At 52.6% G+C, this 17531-nt stretch carries 13 protein-coding genes; 6 read left to right on the forward strand and 7 right to left on the reverse strand.

Annotated elements, in window-relative coordinates:
- Window positions 1–254: 254 nt before the first annotated feature.
- The 3 genes from ilvN to ACJROR_RS05195 form a co-directional block, all read right to left on the reverse strand.
- Window positions 255–752 (reverse strand): acetolactate synthase small subunit, encoded by a 498-nt coding sequence (gene ilvN, locus ACJROR_RS05185; protein WP_406041470.1) that lies wholly within the window; start codon window positions 750–752, stop codon window positions 255–257.
- Entirely contained in the window at window positions 752–2491 is a 1740-nt protein-coding gene (gene ilvB, locus ACJROR_RS05190; protein WP_406041472.1) for a biosynthetic-type acetolactate synthase large subunit, read from the reverse strand. The genes ilvN and ilvB overlap by 1 nt, the downstream gene beginning before the upstream one ends.
- A gap of 454 nt (window positions 2492–2945) precedes the next feature.
- The gene (locus ACJROR_RS05195; protein ID WP_406546164.1) at window positions 2946–5999 is read right to left on the reverse strand and encodes an FAD-binding and (Fe-S)-binding domain-containing protein; all 3054 of its coding nucleotides are present in this window, start codon (window positions 5997–5999) and stop codon (window positions 2946–2948) included.
- Window positions 6000–6357: 358 nt separating this feature from the next.
- On the opposite strand from ACJROR_RS05195, the gene ACJROR_RS05200 reads away from it, so the two are divergent.
- The 6 genes from ACJROR_RS05200 to ACJROR_RS05225 are packed head-to-tail and all read left to right on the forward strand — an operon-like array spanning window position 6358 to window position 15010.
- Entirely contained in the window at window positions 6358–10146 is a 3789-nt protein-coding gene (locus ACJROR_RS05200; RefSeq protein ID WP_406546165.1) for an ATP-binding protein, read from the forward strand.
- Complete coding sequence (locus ACJROR_RS05205) at window positions 10143–10790, forward strand: condensin complex protein MksE (RefSeq protein ID WP_406041478.1); 648 nt, start codon at window positions 10143–10145, stop codon at window positions 10788–10790. The genes ACJROR_RS05200 and ACJROR_RS05205 overlap by 4 nt, the downstream gene beginning before the upstream one ends.
- On the forward strand, window positions 10787–12142 hold the full coding sequence (locus ACJROR_RS05210) for a hypothetical protein (RefSeq protein ID WP_406546166.1): 1356 nt from the start codon (window positions 10787–10789) through the stop codon (window positions 12140–12142). The genes ACJROR_RS05205 and ACJROR_RS05210 overlap by 4 nt, the downstream gene beginning before the upstream one ends.
- Window positions 12143–12148: 6 nt before the next feature.
- Window positions 12149–13525: a DEAD/DEAH box helicase gene (locus ACJROR_RS05215; RefSeq protein ID WP_406546167.1), complete on the forward strand. Its 1377-nt coding sequence runs from the start codon at window positions 12149–12151 to the stop codon at window positions 13523–13525.
- A 5-nt stretch (window positions 13526–13530) separates the two neighbouring features.
- Entirely contained in the window at window positions 13531–13923 is a 393-nt protein-coding gene (locus ACJROR_RS05220) for a phospholipase D-like domain-containing protein (RefSeq protein WP_406546173.1), read from the forward strand.
- Between the two features lie 52 nt (window positions 13924–13975).
- Window positions 13976–15010, forward strand: a complete 1035-nt coding sequence (locus tag ACJROR_RS05225) for a hypothetical protein (protein ID WP_406546168.1) — start codon at window positions 13976–13978, stop codon at window positions 15008–15010.
- A gap of 69 nt (window positions 15011–15079) precedes the next feature.
- Here the strand turns inward: ACJROR_RS05225 and ACJROR_RS05230 are convergent, their stop codons facing one another.
- From ACJROR_RS05230 to ACJROR_RS05245, 4 genes are all read right to left on the reverse strand, one after another.
- Window positions 15080–15322, reverse strand: coding sequence for a CFI-box-CTERM domain-containing protein (locus ACJROR_RS05230; protein WP_406546169.1), 243 nt, complete (start codon window positions 15320–15322; stop codon window positions 15080–15082).
- Between the two features lie 50 nt (window positions 15323–15372).
- Window positions 15373–15663 carry a hypothetical protein gene (locus ACJROR_RS05235; protein ID WP_406546170.1) on the reverse strand — a complete coding sequence of 97 codons (291 nt, stop codon included), beginning with the start codon at window positions 15661–15663 and terminating at the stop codon, window positions 15373–15375.
- 115 nt (window positions 15664–15778) lie between these two features.
- Window positions 15779–16195, reverse strand: coding sequence for a hypothetical protein (locus tag ACJROR_RS05240; protein ID WP_406546171.1), 417 nt, complete (start codon window positions 16193–16195; stop codon window positions 15779–15781).
- 14 nt (window positions 16196–16209) lie between these two features.
- Window positions 16210–17301, reverse strand: a complete 1092-nt coding sequence (locus tag ACJROR_RS05245) for a transposase (RefSeq protein WP_406546172.1) — start codon at window positions 17299–17301, stop codon at window positions 16210–16212.
- Between the last annotated feature and the right edge of the window lie 230 nt (window positions 17302–17531).

The raw sequence follows: 17531 nt of genomic DNA on the forward strand, positions 1-17531 counted from the left end.
AACATTATGAGTATATGGTAGCAGTTTATTCAGCAAAGTCAACAAATTGATTTAGTATTTTACAACAGTTCTATTTAGAAAAGTACACCTAGCCGGGGATTAGCGCCGTTCCCAGGATCCCAGATACGAAAAAGGCCGGAGTCCTGAGACTTCAGCCTTTTCTGAATCGCATTGTCATAACCGGATTTCAGGAGCCCTGGAAGTCATGGCGTCATGCTATGCTGCCCCGCGCGCTGCCTGCCCCCGGCTGGCTGTTACAGCCTGAGAGATCTCTCTCCCCGGGAGATGCCGCAGACCCCGGATCTGACCACCTCAACGATCTCGGTAACCTTGGTTACGGTCTCCAGGAAGGTGTCCAGCTCCTCGCTGGAGCCGATGATCTCCACTGTGTAAATGGTAGGAGTAAGATCCACAATCTGCCCGTGGAAAATATCCGAAATGGTCTTAACCTCATCACGGATATCCCGGGTAACCGCCTGAATCTTCACCAGCATGATTTCGCGCTCCACATGGTTGGAATCACAGAGATCGGTAACCTTGAGCACATTAATCAGCTTATGAAGCTGCTTGGTGATCTGTTCAACCTCTCCGTCATCGCAAAAGGTGGTGATAGTCATTCTGGAAAGAGTCGCATCCTCAGTGGGCGCTACCGTAAGAGACTCAATGTTGAATCCTCTCTGAGAAAACAGCCCCACTACCCGGCTGAGAGCCCCGGTTTCATTTTCCAGGAGCACTGAAATTAAATGACGCATTACACACGCTCCTCTTCATCTCTGTTGATACGCATATCGCCCATGCTGCCTCCGCCGATCTGCATCGGATAGACACGGGAGTCCGGATCCACCTGAACATCGATAACCACGGTCTTGTCCTTGATATCCAGGGCCTTCTTCAGGGCCGCATTCAGCTCGTCAGGATTGCCTGCTCTGATGCCCACCTGACCGTAGCACTCCGCCAGCTTCACAAAGTCCGGAGCGGCATCCATGAAGGTTTCAGTCTGCCGGCCGTTGTAGAACATCATCTGCCACTGCTTAACCATGCCCAGGGAAACATTGTTGAGAATCACAATCTTTACCGCAATACCGTACTGGAGACAGGTGGCCAGCTCCTGGAGGTTCATCTGGAAGGAGCCGTCGCCGGTGATGCAGATAACCTCGGATTCCGGACTGGCGATCTTGGCGCCCACGGCTGCAGGGAAGCCGTAGCCCATGGTGCCCAGTCCGCCGGAGGACAGGAACTTCCGGGGGGTGTCAAACTTGTAGTAAAGGGCCGTAAACATCTGATGCTGCCCCACGTCGGTAACCACAATGGCCTTGCCGTCGGTGATCCGGTAGATATCCTCCACCACTCTGCCCGGATGGAGCAGTCCCGGAGTGCCGTCTCCCGCGCAGGTGACCGGATGCCGGGTCTTCATGGCTTCGATCTCAGTCCACCAGGGATCCAGACGGGCATTGTCCATGGAGAGGTTCATTTCCTTAATGACATCGTTCATCTGATCCAGCACCGTGCCGATATCGGCCACAATGGGAATGTCCACCTTAATGCGCTTGGCAATGGAGGAGGGATCGATGTCCACGTGAACGATGCGGGCCTTGGGACAGTACTTGTCAACATTGTTGGTGGATCTGTCCGAGAAGCGCGCTCCCAGAGCAATAATGAGATCGCTCTCGTGCATGGCGGTATTGGCAGCGTAGGTGCCATGCATGCCCACCATGCCCAGGAACTGGGGATCAGTGCCCGGATACGCGCCCAGTCCCATCAGAGTGGAGGTTACCGGAATATGGTATCTCCGGGCGAATTCGGTGACCTTGGCGCAGGCTCCCTCGGAGGCAATAACGCCGCCGCCGATGTGAATAACCGGCTTTTTGGCCTCGGCCAGCAGGCTGAGGGATCTCCGGATCTGCCCCTTGTGTCCGAATCTGGTGGGATTATAGGAGCGCATGGTGATTTCGCTTAAAGGCTTGGGCTCGTACGGGAACTTGTTTTTCGGGTTCTGGCAGTCCTTGGGAATATCAACCACTACCGGCCCCGGACGGCCGGTGGAGGCAATATGGAAAGCCTTTCTGATAAACACCGGAATATCCTCGGCCTTCTTGCAGATATAGCTGTGCTTGACGATAGGCCGGGAAATTCCCACCATGTCCACCTCCTGGAATGCGTCCTGACCGATAAGGAAGGTGGCTACCTGGCCGGTGATAATAACCATGGGCACCGAATCCATATAGGCCGTGGCAATGCCGGTAATGGTATTGGTGGCTCCCGGTCCCGAGGTAACGAGGCAGCAGCCTACCCTGCCGGTGGTACGGGCATAGCCGTCGGCGGCATGGGCCGCTGACTGCTCGTGTCTTACCAGAACGTGATGAATCTTCTTTGAATCTTTTAAGGCGTCATAAATGTCGAGAACGGCTCCGCCGGGATAGCCAAAAAGCCTGTCAACCCCCAGATCCTCCAGGGTGCGCACAACCATCTCTGCACCTGATAACATTTCCATAAGGAAAGCCTCCGCTGGCTTCTGAAAAATACAAACAAGTAAAGGAGCCTGCCGAAAAGCAGGTTCGTCCGGTAAGATCTCCCCCGCTTTTCCGGGATATCGAATAAATCCCCTGCAGACTCCCGGAAAAAGCGTGCCCGCAAAAAGCGCCTTTCATAAGTCAAATCGAACTTAAGAAATCCGCCTTTCTGCCTCCGTGTGTTAGAGACAGGCCGCTCTTCCAGGCTTCACGAAAAGCCATGACCGGGATTATAGCACCAAAGAAGGGGAACGAAAGAATCACAGAGCAAAAACGCGACAGAACCGGCATCTCCGGCCCGAGATCCCTGAAAATATCTCTGCCGCAAAACAAAAAGCCCGTCCGAAAAAACTTCCGAACGGGCCGAAGCAAAACCATCTCGCTTTGCCTTCTCTCTACGCTTTAGTCTCTTTGCTTTAGCTTTTTGCCGCCCCGCTACAGGATCTCGTTCAAAACCTGCAGGGGATGCCGTACCGCGGCATGCTCCATCCTCTTAACCTGCTCCCGGCAGGAAAAGCCGGTAACGAGACAGCGGTTCACAGGATACTTCTGGAAGACCGGGGCCCAGTTCTGCCGGTAAATGGCCTGAGATCTGGCCTCGTTGGCCGCGGTATGTCCGTAAAGGCCGGCCATGCCGCAGCAGCCCACCGGCACCGGGATAAGCTTCAGGGAAACCTGCCGGAAGATCTTCACCCAGTCGTCATGAGTCCCCGGCTTCAGGGATTTCTGGGTGCAGTGAGCCAGAAGATAGTACGGGTTTTCATCCTTGACCCGGGGAGTCAGAAGACTGAGATTGTCAAGGAGCCATTCCTGGGTAAGCCGGATCACAAAATCCCCCCGGGCCGCGCCCAGAGTCTTCCGGTATTCATCCCGGTAGCAGAGCACAATGGCGGGATCCACCCCCACCATGGGAATGCCCAGGCGGAACACCCGGTTGTAGAAATCGGAGGTTTTGGCTGCAGTCACGGCAAACTCCCGGAGATAGCCCCGGATATGGAGGGCCTTGCCGTTGGGCTTTAAGGGGAGCAGCACCGGAATCTTCCCGGTCTTGGCTACCAGAGACACCAGATCATGAACCACCGGGGCATCATAAACCGTGGTGAAGGTATCCTGAACAATAAGAACCCGTTTGGCCCGTTCCGCGGGAGAGAGCTTTTCCAGAGCATTAAGATCAAAACGCTCCATGGTCTGTCCCCGGAGAAGATCCTTAAGAACCGGACTGCTTAACACCGGCACATCCACAAAGCCCAGAATCTTCTTCACCATGAATTTCGCCGGAGAAAGGGAATTCACCTTGTTAAACAGGGCCGGAAGCCGGGCCATCAGGGGAGCGCTCTCCTCAAAATGCTTCACCAGAAGATCCCCCGCCGGCCTGAGATAACGGGAATAATAGAGGTTGAAGAAACGGGCCCGGAAATCCGGCACGTCCACCTTAATGGGACACTGGGAGGCGCAAGCCTTGCAGGCCAGACAGACGTTCATGGCCTCCAGCACCTCATCGCTGAAGTCATAGCCCCTTTTGGTTACGGTATGCCAGGTTTTGCGGGCCAGATCCCCCAGAGTAACCCCCCGGGCTTCCGTAAGCTTTTCCTCCAGAAGAGGATTGGCCCCCGCCTCCTCCAGCTCCCGGAGCCACTCTCTCATAAGACCGGCCCGGCCCTTGGGAGACTGGATGCGATCCCCCATGAACTTGTAGGTGGGGCACATGGGAGACGTGGTATCGTAGGAGAAGCATGCGCCGTTGCCGTTGCAGCTCACCACCCGGTTGTAGCTTTGCCTTACTCCTGAAGGAATCTGGCGGTCGTAAAATCCTCTCTTCACGGCATCCACGGACACCAGGCTGGCGGAATCATTGCCGTAAGGAGCGCAGATCTTCCCCGGGTTGATGCGGTTATCGGGATCAAAAACCCCCTTGACCCGGCGGAGCTCATCAAAAAGTCCCCCGTAGTATTTCGGGCCGTACTCGCTGCGATAGCCCCGGCCGTGCTCGCCCCACATAATGCCGCCGTATTTGGCGGTAAGCTCCGCCACCTTGTCGGAAATGGTTCTGAGCATCACCTCCTGTTCCGGATCGCAGAGATCCAGCGCCGGACGCACATGAAGCACTCCGGAATCCACATGACCGAACATGCCGTAGCGGAGATGGTGGCTGTCCAGAAGCTCCCGGAACTCCTTTATAAAGTCCGCAAGATGCTCCGGGGGCACCACCGTGTCCTCCACGAAGGCCACGGGCTTCTGTGCGCCGTCAGCATTGCCCAGAAGCCCCACGGCCTTCTTTCTCATGGCGTAAACAGCCTGAATATCCTTAAGCTCGGTGCAGGTCTGATAGCCGATGATGCCCCGGGAATTGCCCTCCCGGAGCTCTTCGTTCAGCGTATTTATGAGCAGATCCATGCGCACCTTTTCCAAAGCGGCATCGGTGCCGGCAAATTCCACAATGTTGATGCCGTCCATGGTTTTGCCGGGGACTTCGGTAAGCAGATCCTTAACCTGGTACCAGACAATGTCCTTTTTCGCCATGGCGAACACGCAGGAATCAATGGTCTCCACCGAAAGCACTCCGGCATTCACCAGCTCCGGAGCATGACGGAGAGCGGAATCAAAGCTGTCATACTTAATGTTGACGAGAGCCCGGAAGGAGGGAACCGGAGTGAGATCCAGCGTGGCTCCGGTGATAAAGCCCAAAGTGCCCTCGGCGCCGCAGATAATGCGGGAAATATCCAGAACTCCGGTTTCGGGATCCCAGACATGCTTAAGATCGTATCCCGTCAGAAAGCGGGTGAGATCCGGAAAGGCCTTTACAATTTCATCCCGCTTTCCGGCGGCGATTTCATAAACCGTACGGTAGATCTGCCCCTCCATGGTGGCGAGATCCATTTTGGCTTTAAGCTCATCTCCGGACACGGGGCCGAAGGTCACCAGACTGCCGTCCATCAGCACCACATCCGTGTCCAGAATATGCTGCGAGGTTTTGCCGTATTTCAGGGAGCCCTGTCCCGAGGCGTCATTGGAGATCATGCCCCCCAGGGTGGCCCGGTTGGAGGTGGAAAGATTGGGGGAGAAGAAGAGTCCGTACTGCTTTATCTGCTCATTAAGCCAGTCCTTGATCACCCCGGCCTCGGCATGCACCGTTCTCTTTTCAGGATCCACGGCGCCGAGGCCCTTTAAATGACGGGAGACATCGATGATCACCCCGGAGGTTAAAGAGCCCCCGTTGGTGCCGGTGCCGCCGCCCCGGGGCGCAAACCGGATGCCGCGAAACTCCTTTCTGGCTGCAAGCCGGAGCGCCGCCTGAATATCACCGGGAGTTTTCGGAAAAAGGATTCCCGCAGGCAGGAGCTGGTACACGCTGTTATCCGTGGCCGCTGACAGTCTGGCGGCATAGGAATACTCTATTTCGCCGGCAAAGGCCCCCTCGGCGGCCAGAGTCTTAAAATAGCTGAGATAAAGCGGATCCAGTGAATTTTCCTTGGAGAGCTGCGGGATCATATGATTCTTCCTGTGTGCTGAAATCCGGCGCCGTCATGAGTCCCTTCCGGAAACACTCTCCGGTATGGCATCAGGAGACGGTCTCAGGAGGCTCAGGACGGGGATTTCTGTGATATGGATAATGTTTCTGAATTTAACACTTTTGCGTTAAAAATCAACAAAAAGACTCCGGGAAATGCATCCGGAAAGCGAAACGCGGGGGCATAACATCCGGCCGCAATGCCGGATAATCCGATCCGGAAGCCCGGAAAGGAACACCCCCGGAAGCCTTCTGCCGCATTGAACAGAAAAGGTTTTTTCGTTAAAATAACTTTATTGTTTCCGTTGAATTTACAGACACATCAGGCAGACACCCCATATGATGCCCAGCACTACCGATAACAGCAATAATTCCGCCGGTTTCCCGACTCATCCCGCCGGCCTTATCCGCATCATTCTCATAGACTCCTATATCGGTTCCTCGGAAAACCGCATCTTCGAGTTTGATTTTGAAAACCACACTCAGGTAAACGGCGCCAACGGTTCCGGCAAAACCAGTCTGTTAAAGCTGATCCCCCTCTTCTACGGCCTTGTGCCCGGAAGAATCACCAGCTCCAGCAACGTCAGAAAAAGCTTTTCCGGTTTCTACCTTCCCAGATCCGACAGCACCTTGGTGTTTGAATACTATAACTCCCGGGGCGAAATCGTCCATGTCATGATGACCAACGCCGGAAACAGCCAGAACAGCAAGAGTCTCAGCTACCGTTTTATCAAGGCTCCCTTCAGCATTGAGGATATCGTGGTCTATGACGAGAGCCGCAAATGCTACCGGGCCCGGGAATGGAAGGAATATCGGCAGATCCTGAGAGATCGGGGGGTGCAGACGGAGGCTCTGGTTAACACCGTGGATCAGTACCGTTCCGTTATTCAGAACATCTCCTCGGGAGCCAATAACAATTTAAGATACGACTACAGCCTGAGCGGGGGCCTTAAGCAGCTCCGCTACATCGAAAGCATCACTCACAGCCTCATTACCGGCCACGTGAAATTTGACAGCATCAAGCTCCTTTTAAGCGACATTCTCCGGCAGGATCATCCGGGAGTGGCGCTGACCCTGGATCCCGCCAAGGTTCTGGAATGGTGCTCGGACATCGATGACTACCGGGCGGCGGAAAAGGAACGCAACTCTCTGGAAACCGTGTCCCTTCTGGGAGAAAAGATCGCCGACAACAAGAGGCTGCTCCGGGAGCAGGCCGGACAGCTGGCCTGGTACCGGCACAGCTTTGATATCTCCCTGAAGCAGCTGGCTCAGGACAAAGAGGCCGCCCAGAGCAAAAAGAAAAAAACTCATGATGACTGGGTTGAACTGGATCGCAAGCTTACTCACGAAAGAAACGATGCCCAGGACAAACTGAACGGCGTCCAGAAAAACATCAGGGACATCGAAGAACAGCAAACCGCCTACGAAGAACAGGATATGGCCACCTGGCTCCAGGAATACCGGAATCTCCCCGCCCTTCGGAATTCCCTTCAGGAAGACAAGAACAAGCTGGGCTCCGTGAAAAACGTCTACGGCAACATCAGAACAGAGTTTGATAACAAAAAGCTCTCTGCCGAATCCGCGGCTAACCGGGAAATCGCCAGAATTCAGGAAAGCGTCAGCGCCTGTGAGCAGACCTATCTGAAGGAGATGCACGCTCTGGAAAAAAATCACCAGGATAATCTGAGCAAGCTGGAAAACGGCCGGCAGTCCCGGCTTTCGGATCTTCGGCTTCAGGAAAACAATGTCCGCAACAGAATCTCCAATCTGGAACGGGAGAAGGGCAATATCATTCCTCCGGAACACCTCCTAAAAAGCCGGAACGACATTCAGGAGGAGATAAACGCCCTGAGCCAGTCCAATGCCGCCATAAGCGCCAGTCTGTACCGCCTGACTCAGGAAATCCAGAATCACGACAGGAATCTGACCAGACTGGGGGCCGAGGCGGAAAAAAATGCCCGGGCCGAAAGCGAATGCCAGAGCCGTCTCAGGGAAATCGAAGCCCTGCTTAATCCGGACTCCGGCATGCTCGCCGAATACCTTAACGAATACTGTCCGGAGTGGCGGGACGGCATCGGCCGGGTGCTCCGGGAGGATCTCCTCTTAAGGAACGATCTTAATCCGGAGGCCTTTCAGGGTTCCGAGGATCGTCCCGGCCGCATTTCCGTGGGAGCGGTATCTCTGGATATCAGGGAGCTCCCCCGCTGTCTCAAGAACAATCAGGATCTCCTGACGGAAAAGCAGCAGCTTCAGGAACGCCTTTCAAACTGTCTCAGGATAAAGGAGGAAAACGCCGAGGCTCAGAAAAAATCGCACAAAAGTCTGGATGAGGCTTTTTCCGAAAGGTTACGCCTGGAATCAAAGCTGATCTCGGAGGAGACCTTTGCCGGCTACCGGGATCGCCTGGCTATGGCGGAAAGCAGCATTGAAAACTACCGCCGAGAAAGACTCCTGGAATTAACCAATGCTCTCACTGCCGCCAAAAAGGAGCTCAGCCAGATTCTGGGCTCCATGAAAAGCCTTGAAGAGGAGCATGCCCGCCTCCGGGAAAATGCCGTAAACAACTACCTCTCCAGCAAGAGCGATCTCGAAACCGAGCATGAAGCCGCCATCAGGGATTTCACCGCCAAAACCGGGCAGATTAAGGCGGAAACCAAAAAGACCGTAGACGATTACGAAGAAATTATGAACAAGAAGCTGGCCAACGAGAATGTGGATGCCAAGCTTATTGATTTTATTCAGAATGAGATCACCAAAAAGGAAAATCTCATTCAGGAGATAACAGACCGGGAACCGAAGATCACCGCCTATGAAAAATGGCTTAAAGATTCCTGCAGCCAGCTTCCGGAATACCGGCAGCAGGAAAGCTCCCTCGAGTCTCGCCTCTATGATGCCAATAACCGCATCGCCGATGCTGAAAAGGAATGCAAAAAGGCCGAAGATATTCTGGATCGGGAAATCGACAGCATCGGAAGTGAAATAAAGACGCGGGAAACTAATGATAAAAACGCCAAAGATCTGCTCTTGGATCTGGAGGCTCTCCATATTCATCCCCGGCCTGATGCCATAGATCAGGAGGCCCCGGCCCGGGTGTTTGCCGATACGGCCACCTCTGCCAGGTTAACTTTGAACAGTCTCCGGAAAAACAAGTCCGAACTTGACGATTGCATCCGGAACATCAGCCAGACCATGAGCGGCATGACCTCCAAAATCAAGGACTATTGGGTTTCCTGTCTCAATGACGCCCGCAATCAGGCCCGGCTGTCCGGCATTGACATCAATGACGATAAAAACCGGGAAGCCGCTGACGAGTTTTCTTATCCCATGGCAGCGCAGCAGCTTTTGAATCACGGTCTCCCCCAGCACCGGAAGAGCATTTTGGATCAGGCCCGGGACGTGCTTCACATGATAAAGCAGTATTACGATCAGATGCGGGACTTTGATGACCGGATCCGGGCCTTCAGCCGCCGCATCTCCCGCATTGTGTCGGACAATCTGCAGTTCGAGGCCTTTGAAGAGTTTTCCGTTACATTGGAGCCCCGGATTAAGAACGTGGCGGGCTGGGATTTCATTGAGGAGCTGTCCCGGTTCTACGCCAAATGGCAGGAGGAAGGCAAAATACAGTCCGAGCTCCCCAATCCGGAGGTCTCGGGCCGCCTGAAGAGTCTGGCCAATCTCTTTATCAACGGCGAGCTCAGAAACGATCTTAACGATCTGTTCAGCATCGTGTTCACCGTAACGGAAAACGGCAAGAAGAAAACTGCCCAGACGGAAAAGGAGCTGGAGGACATCAGCTCCAACGGTCTCACCTTCCTGCTTCTGTGCGCTCTCTACATCAGCCTTATTCATGAATCCCGCGGCAACCGGAACATTGCCATTCACTGGCCGGTGGACGAAATGAGCAAGCTGTCCGGCAAAAACATCAGACTGCTTCTGGATGTCATGAAGCGCAACAATATCGTAATGGTATCCGCCGCCCCGGATCTCAGCGCCGCCGTGGCTGCGGAATTCAGCAGGATTTACCGGATCGCCAAGGATCGGGTATATGTAAACCAGGATGCTCTGGATCCCGTGGGCAGCGCCATCAGAAACAGGCTCAAGGCCAAGGCAGAAGGAGAAAGCCAATGATCAGAGACACCGCTGAAAGACTGCTTCGGGGAGAGTTTATCTGCAGCACCGTCTGCCCCGAGGCCTACCGGGATCTGACCGAACCGGAGACCCGCGCCAAGGTGGAAGCCATTCTGGCCCCCCTGAACCGCAAAATATCGGAAACCGCCAACAAGGCGGCCTACTACGCTACCTGGATCAGTCTGGAGCTCAGCGAGGATCGGGCTTCGGTAAAAAAGGAGTTCCAGACCGTCATGGAACAGCTCCGGCCGGTTCTGGAATTTATTCTGCTGGTTATGGATGCCAGCACCCGGGATCATCCCATGATGCCGGGCAGTCAGGTCACCGAGGCCGAACTCACCGCCCGGGTGCAGAACAATCAGTACCTGACCACCCGGGCCAAGAAAATAAACACCCTCCTGAACAAAAGGCCGCAAACAGAGGTTCCGGAAATCATCAGGATCATTATCGACCGCATGGTGAAGTATGAAATCCTCCGGGAAAATGTCCCCGGCACCCGGATCTTCACCTTCACCGGCAAGGTGGACTATATTTACGAGGTGCTGGAGTTTATCGATGCTCACGAAAACATCCTGGCGGAGGAGGAAAAGGCTCTGGAACAGCAGAAGCAGAAACCGGAGGAGGAGGATCTCTTCAGCTCATGAAAAATTCTGAAAACGGCGCTCCGGAACGCCATGAAAACCGGGTCATCCGCTCCATTCTGGCCGATCTTAACAGCGGCGCCGAGCTTATTGTCGCCGCCTACAACGGCGAGCTCCCCGCCATCACTCAGGAAAACGCCGCCCTGCTGCAGACGCTGCAGAACCGCAACATCATCATGGACACCGTCAACGGCTACTGGCTTAATCCCCACCTGAGCCGGCTTATTAACTACATTCTGAAAATCGACACCCGGAGCTACATTGACACCGACATCGCCGCCCGTCTGCAGAACATCGCCATTCTCTGCAACAGCTACATTGATCACCTGAACTCCCACAATACGGAGCAGGCGGATCGGGTGCTTATTGATCTCACCCAGCTGGTGCATGAAATCGGCTTCGATGCCCAGATCGCCGTAGACGGCCTCTCCCGGAAGCTGCTCACGGAATTCGGCTTTGTCCACAGTCTCCGGGATAAAATCGCGGAAAACGAAGCCGCCATTCAGAAGGCCTCGGATCTGGTGGATAACCTCACCGCCTATACCTATCAGGAGCTGCACCAGTATGTGAAAAATGCCGGAAACGACGTCCGGCTGTACAAAATTCTTATAAGCGAACTTCTGACCTCCATCACCCGCTGTCAGAACGAGCTTAATGCCATTATGGGCCCCCTCCGGCATATGCTGTCCAAATTCCGGCAGCAGGTGCGGAAGACCAGTCTTATCAAGGCCTACTGCGACCACTGCACCAAAAACAAAACCTACCGCCCTGAGGACTATGCCTCCCTGACCGTGCCCCCGGAGATCTTTACCAGAGCGGCTCCGCTGGAACTTGCAGGAGCCCCGGATCTCCGGGACGATGTAAATCTGGATCTTCTGGCGGAAATTGTCCGGAGCATTAAGACCAAACTGCCGAAGCTTGATGAAGTGCCCCTTCAGGAGGAGGACACCGGCTTTGTCAATCCTCCGGAAACCGCCGAGGAAAAGCTCCCCTGCTCCGGCATCGAGGACGACCTCATTAATTTCTTTGTCTATGTGGCGGAGACTCCGGATCCGGTCAGTTCCCGGGAATACTATGACCGCATGGCCCGGAAAGGCGAAGACGCGGCAATTAAGTGCGCTCCGGATCACTGGCTTTTTGCGGTAAGCTCCTACTATGACAACATGGACGGCGGCCATCAGGAATTCTATCGCTGCGATCCCCGGGGACACCTTATTCCGTCCTATACCGAAAAGCTGAGAAGGCTTCAGGGAACCCCGGACGCTCCCGGGGAAATGCTTCCGGAGGAGGCCGGCGCCGAATGCCGCTACGGCGACATGATCCTGGAGGATGTTATCCTGGAGAGAAGGCTTTAATTTTTTTTGAAATGCGGAGGTACCCGCGGCATCTCCCGCATTGTCTGGTGCGGCAGCGAAGAGGACGGTTACATCACAGTCCCCCGGGGCCGGCTGGAGGCGCTGAAGAAAAACCTGGAGGAAGAGCAGATCCCCGGCGTTATCAGCGATCTCAGACAGCGGGGGAAGCCTGTCCGGGTTTCCTTCAGAGGCCAGCTCTATCCCGAGCAGCTCAAGGCGGCGAACGTGATGCTGGAGCATGAAACAGGCATTCTGCATGCCGCCACCGCCTTCGGGAAAACAGCTGTGGGCTCGTATCTGATTGCAGCGAAAAAGGTAAGCGCCCTTGTCATTGTGCAGAACCGGGAAATTTTGCAAAACTGGGTTCAGGATCTCGGTAAATTCCTGTTGATTTCAGAGGATCCTCCCAAATATCGGACTCCCGCAGGACGCCTGAAAACCAGAAAAGGCGTCCTGGGCTCTCTGTACAGCGGACATAACACCCTGGGGGGCATCATTGACGTGGCCATGAGCCCTTCTCTTGCAAAAGCCGGAGACAAAGCAGATGCCCTCCTGGAATCCTACGGCCTTGTTATCGTGGATGAATGCCATCATGCCGCAGCTCAGAATATCGCCGCCGTTATTGATAAAGTCCGCGCCCGCTATGTTTACGGCCTGACCGCCACCGTTAAACGGGATGACGGCATGGAGCAGAAGGTATTCATGCTTCTGGGCCCGGTCCTCTGGAGATTCACCTCAAAGGAAAGAATCGCCCAGCAGGGCTTCCGCTGTTTTGTCAGAACAAGATTTACCGCTCTCGTTAATGCCGGAAAGCCCTGGCTGTTGCAGGAGGCCTATAAGATCGCCATCCATGATAAAAGCCGGAATGAGGAAATCGCCCGGGATGCCCGGGAATGCATAGCGGCGGGGCATAGCCCGCTCATTCTGACCAAATTCCGGGAGCATGCCGAAGTCCTGCTGGAAATGCTCAGGGATGCGGCCTATCGGGTTTTTCTGCTGCATGGCGGCCGCAAGACCAGCGAAAGAGAAGCCATTCGCCAGGAAATGCTGGCGGTTCCTCCTGATAAAAGCGTGCTCCTCATCGCCATTGGCCAGTATGTCGGCGAAGGCTTTAACTATCTCCGGCTGGACACCCTGTTTCTGACCTGCCCCATTTCCTTTGACGGGAATGTGGAGCAATATGCGGGACGCCTGCTGCAAACCTATGAAGGGAAAACGGAAATCACGATATACGATTATGCGGACGGTCATGTGCCCGTATTCGCAGGGATGTTCCGGAAAAGGCTCCGGGCCTACAAAAAGATCGGCTATGCCATGGCAGAACCGAAAATCTTAAGAAGCCCCGGGAACACAAGCCGGGCTTCTATGACTCTCAGGATATAAACCGGATCTTCTGGGCCGATGTCTGCCTCGCGGATCAGGAGCTTATCATCTCGAGCCCCGGCATAAACAGAGAGCAGGTAATGAAGATGCTGGACATGCTGACGGATCTCTACCGCAAAAACATCAGGGTCTCCGTCTATACGCTGCCCCCGGAAAAGTATCCGGAAAAGCAGCAGCGGATGACGCAAGCCCTGATCACAGCCATGCAGGAAAACGGCATTTGGGTGCTGCCCCGGCCGGATATTCACGAGCATTTTGCGGTTATCGACCGGGAGATTGTCTGGTACGGCAGCGCCAACCTGCTGTCCCGTTCTCAGGAGAATGACGGCATGCTCAGACTGGCTGACGGGGATATCGCCCGGAATCTGCTGGCATATCTGGCAAATAACAGCTCTTAAGGCCATGGTCAGACCATTTAAGAAACAGCATTGTCAAAAAAGGACTCCCAAAATGAACGATCTTACCCGCTACCTTGAAGGTCATAAAAAAGATGCCCGGTATCTTCTGGAAATACTTCAAAACCCCCTCAAAGATCCGGGGATCAGAAGCCGCAAGGATCTTTTGCAGTTCCTGGGGGATCTCCTCCCGAACACCGTCGCCGCAAAGCTGGAGAGATACCAGGACAAACGGCTCAGCTCCTCCGATAAAAGCAAACTTTTTATGGAGCTGGGACTCAAGCTGCAGGATTTCCTCCGGGAAAACGGCATCACCCCGGAATATCTGGAGGGGCTGGCAAGTCCCGAAAACAGGATTGCCAACGCCGGTTCCGGAGATGAAAAACGCTCCGACATCCGCACCTCGGCGGGCCGGGTGTTTGTCAGGGCCGGAGCGGAATTAAGGTACCGGGATACAGCCTTCGGGAGGCTCGCGGGAATGCCGTTTTTTCCGGAGGGAGCGCAGTTTGCCGGGGAGATTTCCCGCCCCGCCCGGATCATCGTGGTAGAAAATCAGGCCGTGTTCCTTGATTTTGAGGAGCTTACCGCGCTCTCAGATGATGCCCGGACTCAGGAAATTTCTGGGGACTATCCCCGGACGCTGTTTGTGCAGAGGATTATGCCTAAGAGCGAAAGGTTCTCCCAAAGCGAGTACTGCCATGAACTTCTTTATCCGCTGTTACAGCGTTTTCCGGAAATTCCGGTGGTCATGGCGGGAGATCCGGATCCCGGGGGGATTAACTGGATGAGAAAGCTGTACCGGGATCTTACCGGCAGCGTCAAAGAACAGAGACAAGCTCTCCCGGGCGGGGCGCTTTTCCCGGTAATGACGGGAAATGACTGGGAAACCCTGCGGGAAAACGGCAAGGAATTAGTGAGCGGCACCCGAGTCTTCGATGATTTTGAAAGGCTTTCCCGGGGAGACCCGGGCAATATCGTCACCGCGCTTGCGAAACGGCAGTTTCAGCTCCGGAAGACCATCACCGAAGAGTATCTCCGGGCCCGGAAAATCCCCCTCCGGCTCTATTCATGGGAGGAACTCGGCTTCTGATACCGCCCCTCCCGGCGAAAGGAAAAAAGCGCCCGCGGTCTCCGGACTTTTGTATCCCGGACTGTTCTGCTATCCGTAGCGCCGGGCCAGAATATTGAGAAGCCTCTTCAAAGGACGAGTGAGCCAGGCTTTTCCGGAAAGCATCGCGGCTATGGGAGGCGAAACACGGTAATAGCAGCGGGTAATGATTCTGCCGTACCAGCGGGGGAGCAGAACTTCATTCCGAAAGCGCCTGATGGCAATTACCTCTGGAGCCAGAGGATCCCCGTAAACAGCAGTGGCAATAAAACAGGGGGAGAACTTTCTAACCATGCCGCCGCAGTAGGGACAGTAGGACTTGTACGGCGCTCCGTTCTGGGTGACTATTCTGGAAACGATCTTTCTCTGACAGTGCGGACAGGAAATCCGGTCATCGGTTCTGGCAGGCCGGATGCCTGATTGCGCGGCGGTACAGAGACAGTGATATCCGTGGCTTTCGGCTTGCGCCCTTTGCCAGCTACCGGAACCGGCGTGAATTCCGCCATGTGCCCGGTGCGGGGAACCCCGTCAAAGACTTTAAGATCGTGCATATTGAAATAGTATTCCTGGCCGTCATCCCCCTGAATAAAGCCGTAGCCGTCTGACTCCTTGTAAAACTTCACTTTTCCTTTCATGTCTGACAATTCCTGTTAACTAAAAGTTTCACAAACTGTAGGACTATAACCACACTTTCTGAAGGGGGTGGTTAAAAAATGACCACCCCTAGTCTTTTGATACTACAACAAGGTTCTAACATGATTTCTTAGCTGGTCTGCCAGTTTTTTTTGATTCTGGCTTTGGTATAGGTTTACTTAGACCTAATTTCTCTAATATCTCAAATACAGAATTGTTAGTATGAACCCAATATTCATCTTTAGTATCGGGAAGGGTTAATGGCGCACTTGTTTTTCTCCATGCCGATGCTAAATCATCCATAACATCGGCATAACTTTCATCTTTTAAAAGTTCAGCATCTTCAATTTTCTTTACTATTCTGGCAGTGATAACTGTAGAAATAAAGTTTACAAATTCAGCACCAATAACACTAAAGTCTCCTTGATTATTAGTTAAATCTAAGCATTCATCACTTTTGTACCTTTTGAAGATGAGTTCAAGAAGCCACCTGTCTGAATATGTCCTGTATGCAATTATAGGTTCAAGATCCAAATCAGATTCTAAAACTAATAATCCAAACGTTTTTTCTTTTTTGGCAAATATCTGATCGTTGTAATCTTTTGTCTTTTTTGCTTTTTTAATCTTGTAGCTTCTTCTTTAGCAGCTAAATCTGCATCTCTGAATGCATATAAATAATTACCACCTTGAATTCTCTTTTTGCTATACCGAACGTTTTCAGCAACTCCCTCCAATACTCCTTGAAATTCCAGCATATTATTATTGGTTATTCTTTTATCATTTCTCTTAATTGGTGTAAGAAAGTGAAGGTTAGGTCGTTTTTTCAGTTCATCATAGATTTTGCTAGGTGGAAAGCCTTTGTCTGCCACAATGATACCTGATTTAACATCATTATCTTTTATAAAACTGGCATACGAAGATGCGTCTATGCAATTACCCGGAAAGACTTCAGCACAAATTGGTTCCATCCGTTCTAGATCATATGCGTATAAAACTGAAATTTCTTTAATTCCTTTTTTCTTAGCTTTATATGAATATGATGATAAATCATTAACTGTGCTTGTGTTTTGTTTTAACATTCCGTCTATTGCTACATGATGTTTAGCTGATACTGATTTCATTCTATGTTCATAAAATGCTTTTCTTTTACAACCGTCGGTTCCAATATCATTATACAAGGTACCTATTGAATTTTGTGATATTGATGCTCCAGGGTAATAAATTGAAATAAAAGTTCTATTATAGTGAGTTGACATTCTTCTCGCTGTTGTGCCCGGACGCAGTACCTTCAATGATGCTATAGCAATAATAGTAAATGCTATAGTAGGATCGTAAACTTTCAGCAAATCTTCCAGTAGATCATCTGATACCGATTTAATTAGTGATGATGATCCATATGATAGCATATCTGGTTTACATGAAGAAGATGCCAAAGTTTTAGATTCAGCTAATGGAACATATTTACCATTAATGATATGTCCAATCACCTTTCCATTATGTGGTTGAGGATTCTTACCAGGTACATATTTAATAACACCACGTTCCCTAACGGCATAACGCTTCGGGCCATCTCTGCCTCGATCCTCAACAATCGTGTTTTTGGGTCTTTTCACTGATCTTATTTCTTCTGATACGGACATTACATCACCTCCATAACTATAGTCCCATTATATCATATATAGGACTATAATCAAAGGAATTTTTCAAGATTTTTGAACGATTTTTTGGCAGAAAGAAACAAATAATCCCCCATTTAAGGAGGATTCGTGCAACATAACTATCAAAAAAGAGAAAATTTGAAGAAGGGTTTTGGAGTGGGGCTTATGGAATCTAGCCCCGTTCTATAGTTCTACGGTTTGTGAAACTTTTA

Source organism: Succinimonas sp. (assembly GCF_045225735.1).
GTDB lineage: Bacteria > Pseudomonadota > Gammaproteobacteria > Enterobacterales > Succinivibrionaceae > Succinimonas.